The organism is Porifericola rhodea (assembly GCF_030506305.1).
GTDB classification, from domain to species: Bacteria; Bacteroidota; Bacteroidia; order Cytophagales; family Cyclobacteriaceae; genus Catalinimonas; species Catalinimonas rhodea.
The window spans coordinates 2164023-2183591 of the sequence record NZ_CP119421.1 but is presented as its reverse complement, the minus strand read 5'-3'; the positions used below and the strand labels follow the sequence as shown (position 1 = coordinate 2183591).

Below are 19569 nucleotides of genomic sequence, written 5' to 3'. Positions count from 1 at the left end.
AATATAAGTCTATGTCTAAGCCTTCAATTGCTATTGTTCATGAATGGTTTGTGGATCACTCTGGTTCAGAAAAAGTACTGGAACAAATCCTTAATGTATTCCCTGAAGCAGACCTCTTTAGCGTGGTTGACTTTTTACCTAGTAACCTTCGCTCTTTTATACATCACAAGCCAGTACAAACTACTTTTATTCAAAAGCTGCCTTTTGCCAAAACAAAATATAGAAACTATCTACCTCTTATGCCCTTAGCCATAGAGCAGCTAAATGTGTCTAGCTATGATGTGGTCATATCAAACAGTCATGCTGTAAGTAAAGGGGTAATTACTAATAGTAATCAGGTGCATATTTGCTATTGTCATTCGCCAATGCGCTATGCCTGGGATCTGTATCATCAATATTTGAATGAAGCAGGGTTAAATCATGGCTTTAAGGGCATACTAGCCAAACTATTTTTGCATTATCTCCGACAGTGGGACCTTAATACAATTCCCAGAATTGATCATTTTATAGCTAATTCTAAATACATAGCGGCACGTATTCACAAAGTTTATAAACGGAAGGCAGAAGTTATATATCCTCCAGTACGTGTGGAAAACTTTACTCTACATACTCAGAAAGAAGATTTTTTTCTAACCGCTTCTCGTTTTGTGTCTTATAAGAAAATCGACCTTATCGTAGAGACTTTTACGAATATGCCTGAGGAAAAACTAATTGTTATTGGAGATGGACCAGATAATAAAAAAATAAGAGCAAAAGCTATTAATAGTAAAAACATTAAGTTTCTGGGATTTCAAGATCAACAAAGCTTAATCTCTTATATGCAAAGAGCTAAGGCATTTATTTTTGCTGCTGATGAAGATTTTGGAATCATTCCTGTTGAAGCTCAGGCTTGTGGAACTCCTGTAATTGCCTATGGTAGAGGAGGTTCGTTAGAAACTGTAAAAGATGGAGTGACCGGTCTTTTTTTTGATCAGCAAAGTGTACAATCTATACAGGAGACTATTAATAGGTTTAAAAATCAATATCGTCAATTTGACCCTTTAGCCATAAGAGCCCATGCAGAAAGTTTTTCTGTTATCAGATTCCAGGAAGAAATAAGGCAATTAATTAACTCTAGACTGGTGCACAATCAAAAAAAATGAAATTAACCACTTTCAGTTTTATATTGACAATACTGTTCTATTGTCAATCCACAACCGCTTTATCTCAGAATCATCAGGACACAATAACTTACAGTTTAACAGCCTTACAGCTTTTGCAGAAAAATCATGTGCCGCATTACATGGTATCCAACAGACATGGTATACTAAATTTACAAGATAGCCGTGCCACACTTCTAAGAGCCAACTTATCAGTTGGTTATCAATTATTCAAAAAAGGACATCTCTCATTTGGAGCAGATGCTATTTACAAGGCAAACTACCAACATAAGCTCTCCTCATCAATATTTATTCAGCAGGGCTATGCTACATTCCAGTATGATTTCCTGAAACTTATAATTGGTAAGAAGGAGCGAACAGTGGGTACACATGCAAATGATTTGTCTAGTGGGTCTTTAGCAATTAGTCAGAATGCAGCCCCGATTCCTCAAATACTACTAGAGGTCCCTCAGTATACCAGCGTCCCATTTACAAAAGGATATTTACAATTTAAAGGAACTTATGCTCATGCCTGGCTCAATGATCAACGTTTTATAGATGACTCCTTTCTACATGAGAAATCATTATATGTACGCTTAGGCAAATTTAAATTTAAGCCTTATGCAGGTTTGGTACATTTTGTTATTTGGGGAGGCCAACATCCCACAGCAGGGGAGGTACCTTCAAGTTTCAGAGATTATTTGCGTGTCATAACGTCAAGTAGTGGAGAAGGGATTTCATCTAATGGTAACCCAATATTTGGCGAACAGCTCAATGCATTAGGTGATAACCTTGGTATTCTCGATGTTGGAGCAAACCTGTCACTTAAAAGCTTAAAACTTCAACTTTATTACCAAAAGCCTTATGAAGATAGATCTGGTACTCGCTTTTTAAAAAACAGAGATGGTCTTTTAGGTCTCTCAGTTCATAATAATAATGCTGGCTCAGCATTTATCTCTAAATTAAACTATGAGTATGTAAATACTTTGTACCAAAGCGGTCCAGGTTTGACAGATCCACGACCTAATGATTATGGTAATTTTGGGTATAAGTATGGGGGAAGAGATAACTATTACAACAACTACCTATACCGTAGTGGTTGGACCTATAAAAGTCACATTTTAGGAACGCCTTTGTTTTTCACCAAAGAAAGAACCCAGACATATATAAAAGATTTCTCTGATCCTGATAGTAATAAATTTGACTTCAACATAGTAAATAATAGAGTTGTCGCTCATCATATTGGGTTTGGTGGTAGATTAATTCCACAGCTTGAGTACAAATTGCTCGCAACAACAACCCTTAATTATGGCACATATGGTGGACAGAATGGGGGCATCCAAAAATGGGAGAGCAGAACTAATCCAGATTATATTTATGAGTTTTCTCCACCTTTGCGTCAAAATTATCTGCTGTTAGAAACAACTTTTAAAGTAAACCAAACTCTAAAAATAAGTATGATCTACACAATGGATACTGGAGAACTTTCAGAAAATAAAGGACTTATGCTTGGTATTAAGTGGTCAGGTAGTACTTTCATCAATCCATATAATCAGCAATAGATACATAGCATTTTAGAATTGCTATTTAACTAAATAATTGCACATAGAAGGGCTTAAATATGACTCTAAAGCAAACTACTCTAAATTTCATATTTTTTAATGGCATACCTTTTTTTTTAGATTTTTAATGAATTAGCTTAGCCCTCGCTAAAAATTTATATGATTTTAATCTAATAATATTCATTTATTACATTATACAAAGATTCAATAATATTGGCTTGGCATATTCTTTTACAACCTCAAACTTTGCAAAGTTTTGCCCCAAACGTACAACCATCTTCCTTTCTAATGTGTCAAAGGTATGTTACCCATTGTCTGGCATGATAAATGTTTAAATAGCAATCAGGTAACCGTTTGTTGTTGACTGTAGATTAAGAGCATAACACATGAACCACCGTTTCTCAAAAAACATAAGAACTATACATGTAGGAGTAGACTTGTTGTTACTTAACTTGTCATTCCTGGCGTCGTATTTTTTTGTCTTTGAAGGGATTAACACCCTTTATAACTCTCCATATACTGGATTACTATTTTTCATTAACATTTCTTGGGTATTATCAATTTTAATCATAAAACCTTACAAAATATCTAGGGTATCTTCTACTATTCCTAACATCTTAGTAAAGCATTATACCTCTATTTTACTACATGCTTTAATCGTAGCAGTATTCTTTATCGCTTTTAAAGCATTTTACTATTCCAGAGAGCATTTGATCATTTCATATTTGCTTCTCTTCTTTATGGTATCCTTATGGAAAGCGGTTTTCACGTATTTCCTGAGACAGTATCGCTTGCAAGGGTATAATAACAGAAAAATTGTAATTGTTGGTTATGGAGAAATTGCGGAAGAGCTTAAAAGTTTCTTCAAACGTCACCGTGAGTATGGTTATAGGTTTATGGGTTATTTTGATGAATTGAGCACTAGCAAAGAAGTAGTAGGTAATCTTGAAAACCTGAAAGATTTTGTCCTTAAAAATGAAGTAGATGAGATATACTGCTGTAGTCCATACTTAGAAACAGATTCTTTACAGGATGTTCTCTCATTTGGTGAAAGGTTTAAAAGAAAAACTAAAGTTATCACCGATTACAGAAGCTACGCATATAAAGGAGTTTCACTGGAACGCTATGACAATATTCCAGTATTGAATATTACTAATACTCCTGTAGAAAACGTTAAAGCAGCAGTATTTAAAAGAATTTTCGACATCGTTTTTTCTCTTAGTGTAGTTTTAGTGGGATCCCCATTATTTTTAATAGTAGCACTTTTAACTAAAATTACTTCTAAGGGACCAGTGCTATTTGCCCAGGAAAGGATTGGTAAGGAAGGAAAACCATTCTTGATCTACAAATTTCGTAGTATGTATACAGATGCAGAATGCAAAGGACCTTGCTTAGCTACTGATAATGATCCTCGCATTACACCCTGGGGTAGGTTTATGAGAAAACTACGATTAGATGAAATACCTCAGTTTTTTAATGTACTAAAAGGTGATATGTCTATAGTAGGTCCTCGTCCAGAAAGACAGTACTATATTGACAAAATAATAGAAGTCGCTCCCCAATACAGATATCTTCAATATGTTAAACCAGGTATTACATCTATAGGGCAGATTAAGTTTGGGTATGCAGAAAACATAGACGAGATGGTACAAAGATTGAGATTTGACCTGCTTTATTTAAAGAACGTTTCATTTTCTCTGGATTTGAAAATTATACTTATGACTATTATGGTCGTATTTAGAGCAGAAGGGAAATAAAATCAAAAAAAATAAAAACCAAGAATAAGAGCTGCTGTAAAAAGTAGCTCTTTTTTTATAACAACACTCCAGCAAGTAGACCTGAGAGAATGAGCAAAGGGGCAGGAATACGCGTAAATTTTAGTAAAAGAAATGTCCCTATTATAAAAAGGAAGTTAAGCCCTGTATTAGATATGGGTTCTAATAGAAGAAAAGTAGCCGCAATTACCATCCCCGAGCTGGCTGCCGTAACGCCTTCTAAAGAAGCTTTTATTACCCGATACTTTTTGAGTTCATCCCAAAACCTGATCATAAAAAAGATAAGGAACGTCCCTGGTAAAAAAATACCTACTGAGGCTATAATCCCTCCTATTATTTCTCCACCCACTCCATATGCTCTCATAGAAAGAGCTCCTATATACGCACTAAACGAAAAGGTAGGCCCTGGTACAGCCTGTACCAATGCATAGCCTGAAAGAAACTCTTCGGAACTCAGGTAATTAAGAAAATCTACAAACTCTGTATATAGCAAAGGGATAAGCACCTGACCTCCACCAAAAATTAGACTGCCATTTCTATAAAAATTCTCAAATAGGCGTATCGGTAAGGCTTGAGTAACCCCTCCTACGATAGCAGCCACTATCAAAATACTTATCCACAAAACAAGGTTTCCCCATTTGACAGAGATCTTCTGCTTTTGTTCGTGAGGATGCTTCTTCCACTTGATAGCAGTAGCGAGGCCAGCCAACAGAAGCAACAAAGGGTAAATAAATGGTTTTCTGATAAAGAATGATATGACTGCGGCCACCAACATAATAGCTATGCCTGCTTTGGTATTTACTACCCTTCGGCTAATAGTGTAGCTTGCGTAAGCAACAAAGCCTACTGCCATGGGCTGTATGAAGCGTGTGAACTCCAGAGATAAGTCCTGTCGCTGAAAGTGAGATACAACTACTGCCAAACCTGTCATAATCATGACAGCAGGAAACATCCAGACCAAAAGCGTTAAAAATGCAAGACGTGCACCGCCTATTTTATAGCCTATTGCTGTAATTGTTTGTGTAGAGGTAGGGCCAGGAAGTATCTGACAGAGCGCATATAATTCTATAAGGTCTTTCTCACTCAGATACCTCCTTTTTTCTACCATCATTCGGAGAAGCAGTGTCATATGAGCCTGCGGTCCCCCAAAGGCGCTTATGGTTAGCAATAACACATCCTTCAAAAAAATAATATGGCGAACGCGCCTGACCAATAATGTCTGATTTAAGAGCTTGTTACTTTAGCTTCAACTATTTTTTTAATCCTATTTCTGCTAACCTTTCATCCAAAAATTCTCCTGCTGTCATATCTGTATATTTTTTCGGATTTTCTTCACTCACACAAGTTTGCAGACAGGTAAGATCCATTTCTGAACGTGGATGAAGGAAAAAAGGTATAGAATAACGCGAAGTTTTCATTTTTTCTTTGGGAGGATTTACCACACGATGAATAGTAGACTTCAGTTTGTCGTTGGTAAGGCGAGCAAGCATATCTCCAACGTTAACCACAATCTGATCAGGAAGAGCAGTTACAGGAAACCATTTCCCATCTCTTCTTTTAATTTCAAGCCCTTCAGCACTTGCTCCCATTAATAGAGTAATAAGATTGATATCCCCATGTTCTGCAGCTCGTACGGCATCTGAGGGTATTGCATCTGGGTTCTCTATTGGAAAATAATGTATGGCTCTTAAGATACTGTTACCATAATGCACCTTAGCATCAAAATAGTCTTCTGGTAACTCCAGATAAAGTGCTACAGCTTTCAGAATTTGTTGTCCGGCACTTTCAAGAGTTTTGTAGGTCTGAGAAGCATATTTTTCCATACCTTCAACCTCTGAGGGCCATAAATTATCAGGATACCTCGACTTAATAGGGTCATTATCTTCTACTATCTGACCTATCTGAAAAAACTCTTTCAGATCACCTGTAGTACGCCCTTTTGCATGTTCTTTACCTTTGCTGGTATATCCACGCTGGCCATGAAGTTCAGGTTTATCATACTGCTTTTTTATTTCTTCTGGTAGTGAAAAGAACTTCTGGATAGAATCATAGAGTTGATTGCGAAGTTCATCGCTTAGTCCATGATTTTTAATAGCTACAAAGCCTACATTGTTAAATGCGTTTCCTAGTTCAGCAACGAACTTTGTTCTTTTGTCTTTGTTACCACTCCTAAAGTCTTCAAGATCCAGGGAAGGTATATTTTCAAATGATGCGTCTGCCATCGTCTTACTTATTTATTAATACTTTTCTTTTTGGACAATTAGGCAAAATTTATAATAACTTTGCACTTCATCAAACTAAAAAAAACTGTGCTATGAAAAACTTATTTTTATCATTTGTTTCTCTATTTTTTCTGCTTGCTGTAGCCTCGTGCGATTCGTCAAGTACACAAGAAGCAGAGAGTACCGATACTACATCTACCGATGTGGAAACTCAGGCAGCAGAAGTATCGCTTTCACCTGCTCCTGCATCAGTAGATTACCCTGATGCTATTTTAGAAATTAATGCTCCTGCTGAAGGAGAAACCATCAGCGGAAATACTGTAAGCTTCAATTATGAAGTAACTAACTATGAACTAGGTGCTCAAACTTCAGATGCTAATGACAAGCCACTAGCTAACTCAGGTAAAGGACAGCATATCCATCTAATTCTGAACAATAGGCCTTATTATGCTTTATACGAGCCTAACTATGAAATGGAACTGGAAAACGGACATTATGTTGCCCTTTCATTCCTTTCAAGGTCTTACCATGAAAGTGTAAAGCAGCCAGAAGCTTTTACAGTGTCGCAATTTACTGTGGGAGAGGGTGAAAGCGAAGAAGTAGACCTTTCAGCTCCCATGCTGTTTTATAGCCGCCCTAAAGGTACTTATACCGGCGCTGACACCGAAAAAGTTTTATTTGATTTTTATCTGGTAAATACTGAAATAGGTTCAAACGGCAATCAGGTAAAAGTAACCGTTAATGGTGAGCAGGAGTTTATGGTAGATGAATGGGCTCCTATGATTCTTGAAGGTCTGCCTATGGGCGAAAATACTGTAAAAATTGAACTTGTAGATAGCGAAGGAAAGCTTGTGGATAGCCCTTTCAACAGCGAAGAAAGAACCTTTACACTAGAAGAAGCAAGTGAGCAACCTGCCTCTTAATTAAAAAGTATTTTTTATTAAAACTAAAGCGGGACAAGTAGTTCCGCTTTTTTTATTCCATCAACTCACGTAATACAGTTGTGGACTTCAGGTCTGTAAAACCTTCTACGTGTAGTTGATAGAACTTGATCAGTTCTTCCAGCAAGAGGCGTCGAGTAGCATTATTACTCTTTACATATTGGGTAAAAGGTTCTTCAATGAGCTGGCTAAGTACTTGCCCTTCATCTCCTGCCCCCTGAGGCTTTCCAATGTACTCGTGTACCTGATCAAAAACCTCATCTGAAGAGCGCGGCTCAAACCCAAGGTAGCGGCTCAGTTTTAGTAAAAATTGTAGGTGGAAGTTCTCGTAGCTATCAGAAAGGTGATCAAATACAAGTAATGAATGATACAGAAATTCAAAGAGTGGCTCATTCCCCTCTTCTTCTTTCAGACATTTACTCAGCACCTCGGTAATGAAAAGAGCAATACCAGACTTTTTAAAGTTATAAGGTATACTTTGGTATGGCTCCAGACATTTGATTTCAGAAATACGGTTAAGGCCTGTTGCTTTTTTATGATAGACCACTAAATCAAGTAAAGTAAGCGGTTGAAAAAGCGATATCTTTCCTTTACTCTTTTTGCCCCCACCCCTTACACTATTTACAATGTAAGACTGTACCCCAAATACTTCGGTGTAGATTTTGGTTACTATAGACGTTTCTTTGTACTTGATGAAGTTAAGTACTATACCTCTGGTTTTGTGTAGCATCTCAGTTGATAACAGCAATTTTGCCTATAAAAGTTTGAGAACCATCCTCTGATGCACTAAATAAAAGATACACCCCGGTACCCACTCTTTGCCCCTGGTAATCTTTTATATCCCAGACTGCGGTCCCTCCCTCTGCCCTAAGGCTACGTACCAGGGTACCCGATGCGGTAGTTAACTTTAGTTCCGCATCACTTACCAGTCCTTCAATTCCTACATGACCGTTAAATGCAGGCGGCACCGGATTTGGAAAAATCTTCACCTCCTGATGAAGTGGCGCTCCACGACTTGCCGTTCCCCTAAATGATACCAAACCTTTATCAGTTAGAATAAACACTTCTCCATTACTACTATCAATAGCAATATCTATAATAGTATTTGAGGGCAAAGGGCTGTTGGATATGGTAAAATGATAAAGCAGGTCTTCTCCAGTATCTTCAAATAACCATATCCCATTATTTGTCCCCACCCATTTACGATTACCCCCATCAACTGCAATAGAGCTTACATATTTTCCGAAAAGAAGATACTGGTTTTCAAAGATGGGCTTAGTTACATCTACCACTGCGTCTATAGTATTTGGATAAGAAATAAAGCTTATACCTTCGTTGCCACTCAGCCACAATGCCTCTTCAAGGTCAAGCCTTAGCCCTGTAAATAAAGAACCTGGCAAATTCGCGCGATCTGCAATCCCTTTAAGATTAGCGGAAGAGTTCTCTTGCGTATCATAAATGATGATATCATTACTTAGCTTATCAGTACCATTTAAACTGCTTGGCATCCAGGCCAGACCATTTTCGGTCACTACAAGTCCATTCGGGTAGCTATTTGCAAACTCATTAAGGCTATACTCCTTCCATGTTTTGTCTAAGGCCTCATAGTATCGTAGCAAGGGGTTAGCACGATAAGAGGCTACCCATAGTCCATTTTTCACAGACTGCAAGCTATTTACAAGCTCACCTTCTATAAAAGGAGAAGCAATTTTTGAAAAGTTACCCTCGGCATCCCAACCTAACATCCCATTTGCAGATGCTGTAAAATAATAGGTATTTTCAGCTTCCAGATAAGCGACATCCGTTAAAGTAGAGGTCTGCGTTTCATTCCATAAACTATTCAGTTGCTCTGGTAAATATGTATGCCAGCGTCCTTCCTTAAAAGTAGAAAAGGCGGCCTTTGAAGTATCCGCCAGGGCAAAAATCTGCTCTCCCTCATAATGTAAACTACTAATCGTATTTAGAGAGGGCCCATTTGGATACAGGCTTTCCTTCTGCTGTCCGTCTGTTTTAATTAGCCCTTCATTTTCATTAGCTACCCATAAAATGCCGGATTCATCTATTGCTACTGAATTTACGCCTCGTATGCTGAGCTCATAAACTTGATCTGTAAGCATAAATACACTTGCTTTTGTAGCAGCAACTAATACATCAGACTGAGCATGTAGGTCGGTAAATTGACTCTGGCTTGTAAGACTATTAGGTTTCCAGACTCCATCTTGTAATGAATACACGCCATAACTGTCTACAGCGGCATATACTTTTTGGTTTTGCTGTTCTATATGACGGCTAGGAGCATTAGGGAGCCCACTTGCCTCATCAAATCTCTTCCAAGTAGCAAAGTCCTGCCTGTTTACACTTAAAGCAAGAGCATTTGAAATTACACCCTCTTCCGTAGCTAGGTAAATGCTATCCTGAGTGAGGGCAATATCATATACAGCTAACTTTTCCCCTTCTTTACTCAAACGAGTATAAGATTCTTTAATCTCAGGATCTAATTCACCCTCTGATATAAACTTGACAACTCTAACCCCTTCTGATGTGGCCAAGTAAGCATAACTGCCGTTAATTTCAATTCTATGAATATGCTCTTCCGCTTCTGTAGTACTGAGTAGCTCAAAGCTGGAAATAACCTCACCAGAGACAAAATCAAGAATTGCGCTGCTATAGCCTATTGCTAAAACCTGGCTATCAGAATCATAATCCAGGGCAGATATTCCGGCATCGCTCAGGCCATCTAATTTAGAAAGTATATTGAGACTTTGGTCTTGCTTATCGTAATAGTACAGCCCCTGTTGTGACGCGCAATACACTTTCTCTTCTGCTACTTTAACAATTTGCCCGGCCCGATAGGAGAAGTGAGTACGCCAACTACCTATTGGTATGTCCAACTGAGCAGTATTTAGCTGAGAGATGGCAGGCAGAGCTATGGTGTACATTATGCCGCATAGAACCAGACGATATGTATAGAACCTACTATTTACCATGTAACCTGGCCTGCATTCCTTTATTAAAATGAAGCCTGCACCTGGCCTCATATTGTTCATTTGCACCCAACATCATTTTTTCTTTCTCCTGGCTCAAGCGATAAGAAAATGATGCAGGAGCACCACAGACTGTACATATAGCATGTACTTTAGTTACATACTCTGCTATTGCCACCAAGGCCGGCATCGGTCCAAAGGGTAAGCCCTCATAATCCATATCCAGACCAGCTATAATCACTCTTTTTCCTTGATTGGCCAGGCTATTACACACCTCTACTATTTTGTCATCAAAAAACTGAGCTTCGTCTATGCCAATAACCTTGCAGTTACCTGACTTTGCAAGTATATCTTCGGCTCTATCAACTACAGTAGAGGCTATACGAGTTTTATTATGTGATACTACTTCCTCAGTATGGTAGCGTGTATCTAACGAGGGTTTAAATATCTCTACATGTTGCTGTGCAATTATTGCTCTGTTCAGCCTTCTGATCAGCTCTTCTGTCTTACCTGAAAACATACAGCCACAAATTACTTCTATCCAACCGGCCTGAATGTTTTCGTAGGGGAGGCCACCCATCTGCGGTTCTACAAACATGAATTTTGAGGAATTAAAGTTGAAGTGAAAGCTTTGCCTTGCTACGCTTAGATAATATGATTTACTTTAGCAGTAAACAGACATAGCGCTTACGTACAAAAGAAATAAATATCCCTATGGAGAGCAAGTTAAAAAAAGAAGCAGTAAAACAGTATAGCAGCCTCTTTAGCGAGCAGCTTAGAGCTCGGGCTTTTCAGCATCAGCATAAATTAAATGGCCAGGAGATATTAAACCTGACAGAAATAAGACAGGTAAACCTCTTTATAATTCAGGAGCTTTTTGTACACTGGAAAAAAGAGGTTGAAAACCTTAGAAGTCCATACTTTAACTATGAGGCGACAGAGGTAAAACAAGCTCTTGGGCAGTTTATGGACACAGTATCTCAGCATATCTGGATTGATAGCGCTCATCTTGCTCCTTTGCTTAACAAAGCCACTCAGGATACGCTCTACCTGATTTTAGCTCCTTATGACTATTACTACCTGCTTCTTACCGCAGAAGGGCGCTCTAGCTGGACCCTGGAAGAATTAGAAGAAAGACTAAAGTACATCAAAATTAACAAAACACTTTTTGAAAGACTGGTAGCACGATGCCGCCAGGAGCCCTATCGTGAGTTTGAAATAAGTCGTATTATAGAATTATTTAGCCAGGCATTTGAACAATTACAGGAGCCGCCAGAAGATATTGATACCTATATTAGTAAGTTTAGTCATGTAGTTCCTCTCCAAAGCAATGACTTATTTACTGATAGACTGCCACCTGCATCTCCTCAGGTTCAAGCACCCTTAGCACCTTCAACTCCCATACAAGAAGAAAAGTTAGAAGAAAAACCTGAAAAAAAGGAAGAAGCACGCCGCACACTCAATGATTATCTGAACAAATCTGAGCGCTCCACATTGGCTGACTTACATCAGCAAAAGAAGATTAACAGCCTTTCTCAGCACATAAGTGTTAATCAGAAGTTTATGTTCGTAAGAGAGCTTTTTAACAACCGGCCCGAAGCGTTTCAGGAAGCCATAGAAAAGATTGAAGCACAAAACTCTTATGCAGAAGCCATAGGACTAGTACGTCAGAATTTTGCCCAGGAATACCGCTGGAAAATGGATTCTGAGGAAGTACTGGAGTTTATGGAGCTACTTTCTAAACGGTTCTGATTTAGGAGCGAGTTAGTATTTGCATACGGTGTGCATCCAGCTTGACCAGTATAAACAGTAGTATGGTAAATGCCCACAGTGAGGATCCTCCATAGCTAAAGAAAGGAAGTGGAATACCAATTACCGGAAACAGACCAATGGTCATACCAATGTTCACAGAGAAATGGAAGAAGAGGATGCCTGCTACACTGTAGCCGTAAACCCGGGCAAAGGTAGCCTTTTGTCTTTCGGCAATGGCTGTAACTTTAATGAGTAACGCAACAAATAGCACGATCAGGATAAGGCTGCCAAACCACCCATGCTCTTCACCTATAGTACAAAAGATAAAGTCTGTACTTTGCTCGGGTACAAAATCAAACTTGGTTTGGGTACCCTCCAAAAATCCTTTGCCCCACATACCGCCGGAGCCAATTGCAATTTTAGATTGGGTAACGTTCCACCCATAGCCCAACGGATCTGCCTCCGGATTTATCAGTGCCTTAATACGGTTTTGCTGGTGAGGCTTTAGCACATCTGTAATTATAAAGTCAACGCTGAAGATGACAAGCATAACAGCTGCTGCTGAAATAGCGATCATAATTATTCGCTTTGTCTTCCGAGCATTGATCCCGATAAGTAGAAAAGCAGTGACGATCACAGCGATCATCATATAGAGCTGAGGCACAAAAAGTGTTAGTACAAAAAGGATAGCTGCTGCTATACCTACACCTAACAAAAGAGGAGAAAAACCTTCGCGATAAAAAGCTACCAGAAAGGCACTGAATACCATCGCCGTACCGGTGTCACCCTGCAAAATAATTAGTATTGCCGGCAGGCCTATTATCACAAATAAAATAAGCTGTGACTTAATATTGCTGAATACCTTATTATCAGAACTGATGAATTTTGCCACGGCTAAAGCAGTAGCAAATTTGGCAAACTCTGAGGGTTGAAGCCTGAAACTACCAATAGAAAACCAGGATTTAGAACCCGCGACTTCAGTACCAAAAAGCAGTACAAAGGTGAGTATCAGAATTATACCACCGTAAATAAAATAGGCAAATGAATCGTAGAACCTGAAGTCGGTCAGCATAATAATAAAGAAAAGCACAGCAGAGGTACCTATCCAGATAAGCTGTCTTCCAGAATTGATTGAAGTATCAAAAATACTGAGGTCTGGATTTTGCGCGTCATAGACTACAGCAAAAATATTGAGCCAGCCCAGTCCTACCAATAAAAAGTACAACAGGATGACTCCCCAGTCAATACGATTTACTAAATTATTATGCTCTCTCACTTAGTATATAAAGTCTCCTTTTAAAATATAATCTTCCATCTGTGCACGATCTGTACAACCGTTCAGGTATTTTTCAATCATCAGGCCGGAAATACCTGCCGCGGCACGCGCTCCCTGTCCTGCATTTTCCACATACACAGCTAGTGCAATTTGTGGATCGTCTTTTGGAGCAAAAGCAATAAATACAGAGTGGTCTTCACCCTTATTGTTTTGTACAGTTCCGGTTTTACCGCAAACTTCAATACCCTTGAGCTTAGCGCGGTACGATCCGGTACCTCTTTCAACCACATCATGCATTGCCTCTACTACTACATCAAAATGTTTGGCATCCACGGTAGTGTAGTTTTTCTCTCGATATTTCTCTAAGGGGCGCCCATCTTCACCTATAGACTTAATAAGGTGAGGTGTAATGTAATATCCCCGGTTGGCAATAATAGCTGCCAGGTTGGCCATTTGTACAGGCACTATCTCAAGCTCTCCCTGCCCAATTGCATTGGAGTAAATGGTAGAAAACTTCCAGCGATTGTCGCCATAGATTTTGTCGTACAGAGAAGGAGCAGGTACATACCCGCCTCTTTCATGAGGCAGATCAATGCCTAACGACCGCCCCATACCAAAGCTCATTACATGCTTACGCCAGTTTTCTAGTCCCAGCTCGGTATCGATAAACGTATTATCCGATACGTTTTGGTTCAATATTTTTCTGTAAGTATGCCAGAAATAAGGATTACAAGATACTTCTATAGCCCCCTTTAAATCTTCGTTGGAGTGCGGCCCGTGGCAGGCAATGATGCTTCTATCGCAATAGAACCGGGTTTGAGGAGTAATTACTCCTTCCTGCAAACCAATAAGCGCCTGCACTGTCTTAAAGATAGATCCAGGAGGGAAAGCACCCATCAGTGGGCGGTTAAAAAGAGGTTTAGCTGTATCGCCTAAAAGTTTAGCATAATTCTTACTATACTCTCTACCCGAAAGCATATTCGGATCATAAGATGGGGCAGTCACAAAAGTGAGCACTTCGCCTGTTTTGGGCTCAATGGCTACTACACTGCCTTTTTTACCCATCATCAGGGTTTCAGCATATTCCTGCAAATCTATGTCAATAGTACTTTGCAGGTTTTCTCCAGGAATTGAGAGTGTGTCTAATGCTCCATCTTTAAAAGAGCCTTTCTCTATACCCCGTACGTTTACCATCTTATACTTAACCCCTCTTTTACCTCTCAATTGCTTTTCGTACATAGACTCAATACCACTTAGGCCTACATAGTCGCCCTGCCGATAGTAATTGATACTATCTTTCTCAAGCTGGTACCTACTAATTTCGCCAATATAGCCTAGCGCGTTAGCAAGGCTACGGTGTGTATAAGCACGATTGGTACGCGCCTGTATCCTAAATCCGGGATAGTTGATCAGGTAATCCTGAACAGTAGCAAATGTTTTATTTGAAATCTGCTTGATAAAAACAGAAGGCTTAACGTAGGAGTAGGCTTTGGCTTTTCTTATCTTTTCTATAAAATCTTCTTTACTTATACCGAAAAGCTGGCAAAAAGCTAAAGTGTCTGTTAGTTCTACTTCTTTAGGGATTACCTCCAGGTCATATACAGGGGCATTAAATACAATTAGTTTACCATTGCGGTCGTATATAAGACCACGAAAAGGATAGCGAATTTCGCGCTCTACAATATTGCTTTCTGCTTTATCCCGATAATCGGTGCTAAGGACTTGTATGGAAAATAATTTGATGATAAATACTACCGCGATAAGCACCACTGCCCCGCGGATAATGTATTTTCTATTACTATTCTTCATAGAACAGTTCTTCTGGGCGTATGAATAATGTACTGAATTACCGTAACTAAGATAAAGGTAAATGCGGTACTGGCCAGTATTTTTATAAGTGTATAAGAGAACAGGCTAAAGCCTCCTATTTCCACAAAAAACACAATGGCATGGTGCAGCAGAATTAAAGGAACAGCGTAGGTAAAAAACCATTTTAAGCCCATGGCACGAGGGCTGGGCGTCATGCCAATATCATATCCACCCCGTGGGGTAAGTGCACCTATCCAGTATCGCCTGATATACATAATGAACACACAGGCAGCAGCATGAATTCCAAAAGTATTATAAAAAATATCAACTACCAGTCCGGTTGCAAAACCAAGCAGCATGCAGGTAATAGATGCTGCCTCTATTGGAAGAAGCAATAAAAACGCAACGTATACAAAACAGAATGCTACATCAAAAAGCACCATGTTTCTAACGATAAAAACCTGTAGCAGTATATAAACTACAAAATTGACGGCCTGCGGTATTAAGTAGCGGCTATTCATTAGCAGTAATGATGTTTTCCAGTGAGTCCTGTTCGTTTCTTAGCAGGTTCTTCACTACATAGACATATGACAACCGATAGAAATCATTGGAAAGCTGAATGTCAATGTCGTAAAATGCAGCATCTTCTTCCGGTCTTACCTCCGCCACGGTACCAATCATAGTATTAGGCGGGTATATGCCACTATAGCCGGAAGTTACTATAGTGTCACCATTAATAATGTTGATATGAATAGGAATATTGTCTAGCCCGGCAATATTTGGGTTTGTTCCCTCCCAAATAATTGACCCTAAAGTGTTTGACCTCTTAACCAGGGCAGAGACAAACATATTGGTATGTAGCACAGAAGTAATAACCGCAAAATGATCTGAGACATCTTTTACTTTTCCAACCACTCCATCTGGGCTAATTACCCCCATATCTGGCTCTATTCCATCCAGACGACCTTTATTAATCGTTACATAGTTTTTAGCACGATGTACAGTATTGTCTACCACTTTGGCAGGAATAAAAGCAAACTGCTTCATTCTTACACTATCACTTTTGCTTCTTATATCGGGCAATATAAACACAGAATCTTCTGCCAGAGCTTCCAGCGCCAATGAGTCTTTAAACATAAAACTATTAACATTATTAGGCTCGCCACTGATCATCAGCTCATGCAGACGGGCATTCTCTGCCGCAAGGCGTTGGTTTACTTCCTTAAGAGAGAAGTACTCAGAGACAGAGTTGGTAGTTGACATAACTGAAGCCACCAACCTGTTGGATGAGTTGAGCACCGCTGCCTGATGATAGTAATTGTTATTTACAATAAAGAAGACACTTAATGCCTCAAGAAGAATGAATAAGAATGAAGACCTGTAATTGTACAGAAATGTTAATAAACTATGCATCTACTTTTTTAGGTCATCAATACAGATTTGAAAGAATCAAATTTCTTAAGAGCTACACCGGTTCCTCTTACTACTGCACGTAAAGGATCATCAGCTACGTGTACAGGAAGCTTGGTTTTAAGAGCTAATCGCTTGTCCAGTCCTCGTAGTAAAGCTCCGCCTCCGGTCAGGTGAATACCATTATCGTAGATATCGGCAGAGAGTTCTGGTGGAGAAATTTCCAAGGCTTTAAGTACTGCCTCTTCAATTTTTGAGATAGACTTATCTAACGCAAAAGCAATTTCAGAATAAGAAACTTTTATCACTTTAGGAATACCCGTCATTAGATCTCGTCCTCTGATTTCGTAGTCATCGGGTTCATCATCCAATTCTGTAAGGGCAGAACCCACTTCTACTTTCACCTTTTCTGCAGAACGCTCACCAATTAGCAGATTGTGCTGACGGCGCATATAATCCAGAATATCTTTGTTAAAGGTGTCTCCAGCCGTTCTAATTGACTGATCACATACAATACCAGAGAGCGCAATCACTGCAATCTCGGTTGTACCACCTCCAATATCAACGACCATAGACCCTACAGGCTGGTCAATATCTATACCAATACCAATAGCAGCAGCAATAGGCTCATGAATCATATATACTTCTTTGGCTCCGGCGTGCTCAGCAGAGTCTCTTACTGCTCTTTTTTCAACTTCGGTAATGCCAGAAGGGATACAGATGATCATACGATGAGAAGAAGGGATGTAACGATTGCCCATATCAATCATCTTGATCATTCCCCGAATCATATGTTCGGCAGCGTGGAAGTCGGCAATTACACCATCCTTCAGGGGGCGGATCGTTTTAATATTCTCATGGGTTTTTTCATGCATCTGCATTGCCTGTCTTCCAATCGCCAACACCTTGTTGGTAGTACGGTCAATGGCGATAATGGAAGGCTCGTCTACTACTATCTTCTCCTTGTTGATAATTAATGTGTTAGCTGTGCCCAGGTCAATCGCTATATCACTGGAGAAAAAGTCGAACAATCCCATGTCTTAGTAAATAAAGTGGTTTGAGTTATACTAATGAAACGCATTTGAAATTATGCAAATTTGTATTAAGTAGAAGCTTTTTTAAAGCTTTATTTTGTCATGCCTTACTGTAAGTAAGATATTTTTAAATTCTTCATCAAACAGAAATTCGTCTCGCTTTGCTATATAAACTATATGTAATTTCAGCAAAATTAGAATGATTTTTTTTATTCAGCATCTTTCATGCTAAAGATGTTTTCACAGCCTCTTTGCCTAAACTTTTTTATCATGGCTAAACTCTGAGCAGCCGCACATTATCTTAGAATAGTTACATTTAAGACTTAGCAATGGTCACACATGGTTTCTTTCTAGAACTATGATTTTCAGCTACTCACCCTCGCTTATACCCTGGTCTTTTTTCTTTTCTATACTATTGAGTACACTAAGGCTATCTACCACCGCACTGTAGATCTCATTCATCTTCTCCATATCGGAGAGATAATACTCGTAACTGCGGTAATATGCGGAGTCCTGGATTTGGTGTTTCTCAAATAGCGCCTGCTCATAATTTCTAAAAATAATTTCCAAAGAATCTCTATCCTTCACTTTGGCATAGCTTACTTTGGCTTCTGCCATATGCATATCTATCAAAAATGAGATCATCTTTTCTTCGGACACCAGCCCTTTAGGTTTTTCTATAGCTTCTTCCTGCTGGCAGGAAAATAAGACTAGTAAAGCTAGTAAACAAGACAGCAGATTTTTTATCATACTCTGTTGTAAATGTTTCAATATCACAATGCTTAGGCTCACAAAACTAACATAAAAACAATGTAAAAAGAGCCTTTTATATCATGAAAGCCCATATAGAACGTTATACTTTCTACAAACTCCTCCTACATACTATGCAAGCTGCTATTAAAGAAGCCACCGTACATATGGGTACTAATGCCGGAAAACAATTGCTGGAAGATATACGTTCGGCACGGCATGAAGTAAGCGTATTATCTCCTAACCTTAATACCGAACAGATGCGCTTATTACTGGATTTGCACCAGCAAAATATTAAGGTTACCCTCCTGACCACCTTGTGCCAGAACATGATCGGCAACCTGGAAGATTATGATTTCAGAGTAGAACTAATTAGGCAATACAAAAGAAAAGATAGTGAAGCAGAACAGAAGAAAGAATCGCTCAAAGACCTGATAAAGTTTTTGGCCATTGCACTGGTAAGTTTTATTGTCGCTAGTGTTTACACTTACTTCTATTACTATACCTATGCTCTTATTTGTTTTATTGGGCTCTTTTTGATCGCGGCTCTGGTTATTTACGCAGCAGCTACCGAGCTCAGTCGTACATCTATTTATCGCTACACCTACAAAACTACTTTTCCTTTAAAAATTTTTATTGACCCTCAAAACCAGAAAATACGGAACAGCAGCAAGCACTTCATTCATGCGAAGGCTTTTGTCATAGACCAAAAAATAGCCTACCTGGGTTCTGCAGACTTTACCTGTTCTTCGTTGAACAGCAATTATGAATCTATAATAAGAATAGAAGACCAGGCAGCTATACAGGAGCTACTTTCAGAAATTAACCGACTGTATAAAAGCTCCTCAGAAGATATGGACTTCGTAGATATAGAAGAGTGGGGAAGAATGATCTACGATGAACCCAAGGAGTGAA

Annotated in this window: 17 protein-coding genes; 6 read left to right on the top strand and 11 right to left on the bottom strand. The window is 39.1% G+C overall.

All coding sequences use genetic code 11. The features are described from left to right. Positions 1 to 11 precede the first annotated feature (11 nt). The 3 genes from PZB74_RS09020 to PZB74_RS09010 all read left to right on the top strand — a co-directional run bounded on the left by PZB74_RS09020 (position 12) and on the right by PZB74_RS09010 (position 4458). On the top strand, positions 12 to 1142 hold the full coding sequence (locus tag PZB74_RS09020; RefSeq protein WP_302242257.1) for a glycosyltransferase family 4 protein: 1131 nt from the start codon (positions 12 to 14) through the stop codon (positions 1140 to 1142). After that, on the top strand, positions 1139 to 2701 hold the full coding sequence (locus tag PZB74_RS09015) for a capsule assembly Wzi family protein (protein WP_302242256.1): 1563 nt from the start codon (positions 1139 to 1141) through the stop codon (positions 2699 to 2701). Before PZB74_RS09020 ends, PZB74_RS09015 begins: the two co-directional genes overlap by 4 nt. Positions 2702 to 3087: 386 nt before the next feature. Beyond that, positions 3088 to 4458, top strand: a complete 1371-nt coding sequence (locus PZB74_RS09010; RefSeq protein WP_302242255.1) for a sugar transferase — start codon at positions 3088 to 3090, stop codon at positions 4456 to 4458. Between the two features lie 55 nt (positions 4459 to 4513). Here the strand turns inward: PZB74_RS09010 and chrA are convergent, their stop codons facing one another. Then, the gene (chrA, locus tag PZB74_RS09005; protein ID WP_367281480.1) at positions 4514 to 5650 is read right to left on the bottom strand and encodes a chromate efflux transporter; all 1137 of its coding nucleotides are present in this window, start codon (positions 5648 to 5650) and stop codon (positions 4514 to 4516) included. Between the two features lie 76 nt (positions 5651 to 5726). Continuing rightward, positions 5727 to 6698 (bottom strand): isopenicillin N synthase family dioxygenase, encoded by a 972-nt coding sequence (locus PZB74_RS09000; protein WP_302242252.1) that lies wholly within the window; start codon positions 6696 to 6698, stop codon positions 5727 to 5729. A 92-nt stretch (positions 6699 to 6790) separates the two neighbouring features. Here PZB74_RS09000 and PZB74_RS08995 point away from each other — a divergent pair, with 92 nt between their 5' ends. Next, complete coding sequence (locus PZB74_RS08995) at positions 6791 to 7621, top strand: phosphopeptide-binding protein (protein WP_302242251.1); 831 nt, start codon at positions 6791 to 6793, stop codon at positions 7619 to 7621. Between the two features lie 52 nt (positions 7622 to 7673). Here the strand turns inward: PZB74_RS08995 and recO are convergent, their stop codons facing one another. Genes recO through PZB74_RS08980 form a run of 3 tightly spaced genes read right to left on the bottom strand, consistent with a single transcriptional unit; the run spans position 7674 to position 11221 of the window. Beyond that, complete coding sequence (gene recO / locus PZB74_RS08990) at positions 7674 to 8369, bottom strand: DNA repair protein RecO (protein WP_302242250.1); 696 nt, start codon at positions 8367 to 8369, stop codon at positions 7674 to 7676. Position 8370: 1 nt separating this feature from the next. Beyond that, on the bottom strand, positions 8371 to 10578 hold the full coding sequence (gene porZ / locus PZB74_RS08985; protein ID WP_302242249.1) for a type IX secretion system anionic LPS delivery protein PorZ: 2208 nt from the start codon (positions 10576 to 10578) through the stop codon (positions 8371 to 8373). A gap of 37 nt (positions 10579 to 10615) precedes the next feature. Further along, positions 10616 to 11221: a thymidine kinase gene (locus PZB74_RS08980; protein WP_302242247.1), complete on the bottom strand. Its 606-nt coding sequence runs from the start codon at positions 11219 to 11221 to the stop codon at positions 10616 to 10618. A gap of 116 nt (positions 11222 to 11337) precedes the next feature. Between PZB74_RS08980 and PZB74_RS08975 the strand changes: the two genes are divergently transcribed. Continuing rightward, on the top strand, positions 11338 to 12375 hold the full coding sequence (locus PZB74_RS08975; protein WP_302242246.1) for a DUF8457 domain-containing protein: 1038 nt from the start codon (positions 11338 to 11340) through the stop codon (positions 12373 to 12375). A 1-nt stretch (position 12376) separates the two neighbouring features. Here PZB74_RS08975 and rodA read toward each other — a convergent pair whose 3' ends face one another. From rodA to PZB74_RS08945, 6 genes are all read right to left on the bottom strand, one after another. Further along, positions 12377 to 13651 (bottom strand): rod shape-determining protein RodA, encoded by a 1275-nt coding sequence (gene rodA, locus PZB74_RS08970; RefSeq protein WP_302242245.1) that lies wholly within the window; start codon positions 13649 to 13651, stop codon positions 12377 to 12379. After that, positions 13652 to 15460: a penicillin-binding protein 2 gene (mrdA, locus tag PZB74_RS08965; RefSeq protein ID WP_302242244.1), complete on the bottom strand. Its 1809-nt coding sequence runs from the start codon at positions 15458 to 15460 to the stop codon at positions 13652 to 13654. Next, positions 15457 to 15981, bottom strand: a complete 525-nt coding sequence (locus tag PZB74_RS08960) for a Rod shape-determining protein MreD (RefSeq protein ID WP_302242243.1) — start codon at positions 15979 to 15981, stop codon at positions 15457 to 15459. The genes mrdA and PZB74_RS08960 overlap by 4 nt, the downstream gene beginning before the upstream one ends. Further along, positions 15974 to 16873 carry a rod shape-determining protein MreC gene (gene mreC, locus PZB74_RS08955; protein ID WP_302242242.1) on the bottom strand — a complete coding sequence of 300 codons (900 nt, stop codon included), beginning with the start codon at positions 16871 to 16873 and terminating at the stop codon, positions 15974 to 15976. The genes PZB74_RS08960 and mreC overlap by 8 nt, the downstream gene beginning before the upstream one ends. 8 nt (positions 16874 to 16881) lie before the next feature. Then, positions 16882 to 17907, bottom strand: coding sequence for a rod shape-determining protein (locus tag PZB74_RS08950; protein ID WP_302242240.1), 1026 nt, complete (start codon positions 17905 to 17907; stop codon positions 16882 to 16884). Between the two features lie 366 nt (positions 17908 to 18273). Further along, positions 18274 to 18675 carry a DUF4296 domain-containing protein gene (locus PZB74_RS08945; protein WP_302242239.1) on the bottom strand — a complete coding sequence of 134 codons (402 nt, stop codon included), beginning with the start codon at positions 18673 to 18675 and terminating at the stop codon, positions 18274 to 18276. A 62-nt stretch (positions 18676 to 18737) separates the two neighbouring features. Here PZB74_RS08945 and PZB74_RS08940 point away from each other — a divergent pair, with 62 nt between their 5' ends. Then, positions 18738 to 19568, top strand: coding sequence for a phospholipase D-like domain-containing protein (locus PZB74_RS08940; protein WP_302242238.1), 831 nt, complete (start codon positions 18738 to 18740; stop codon positions 19566 to 19568). Position 19569 lies beyond the last annotated feature (1 nt).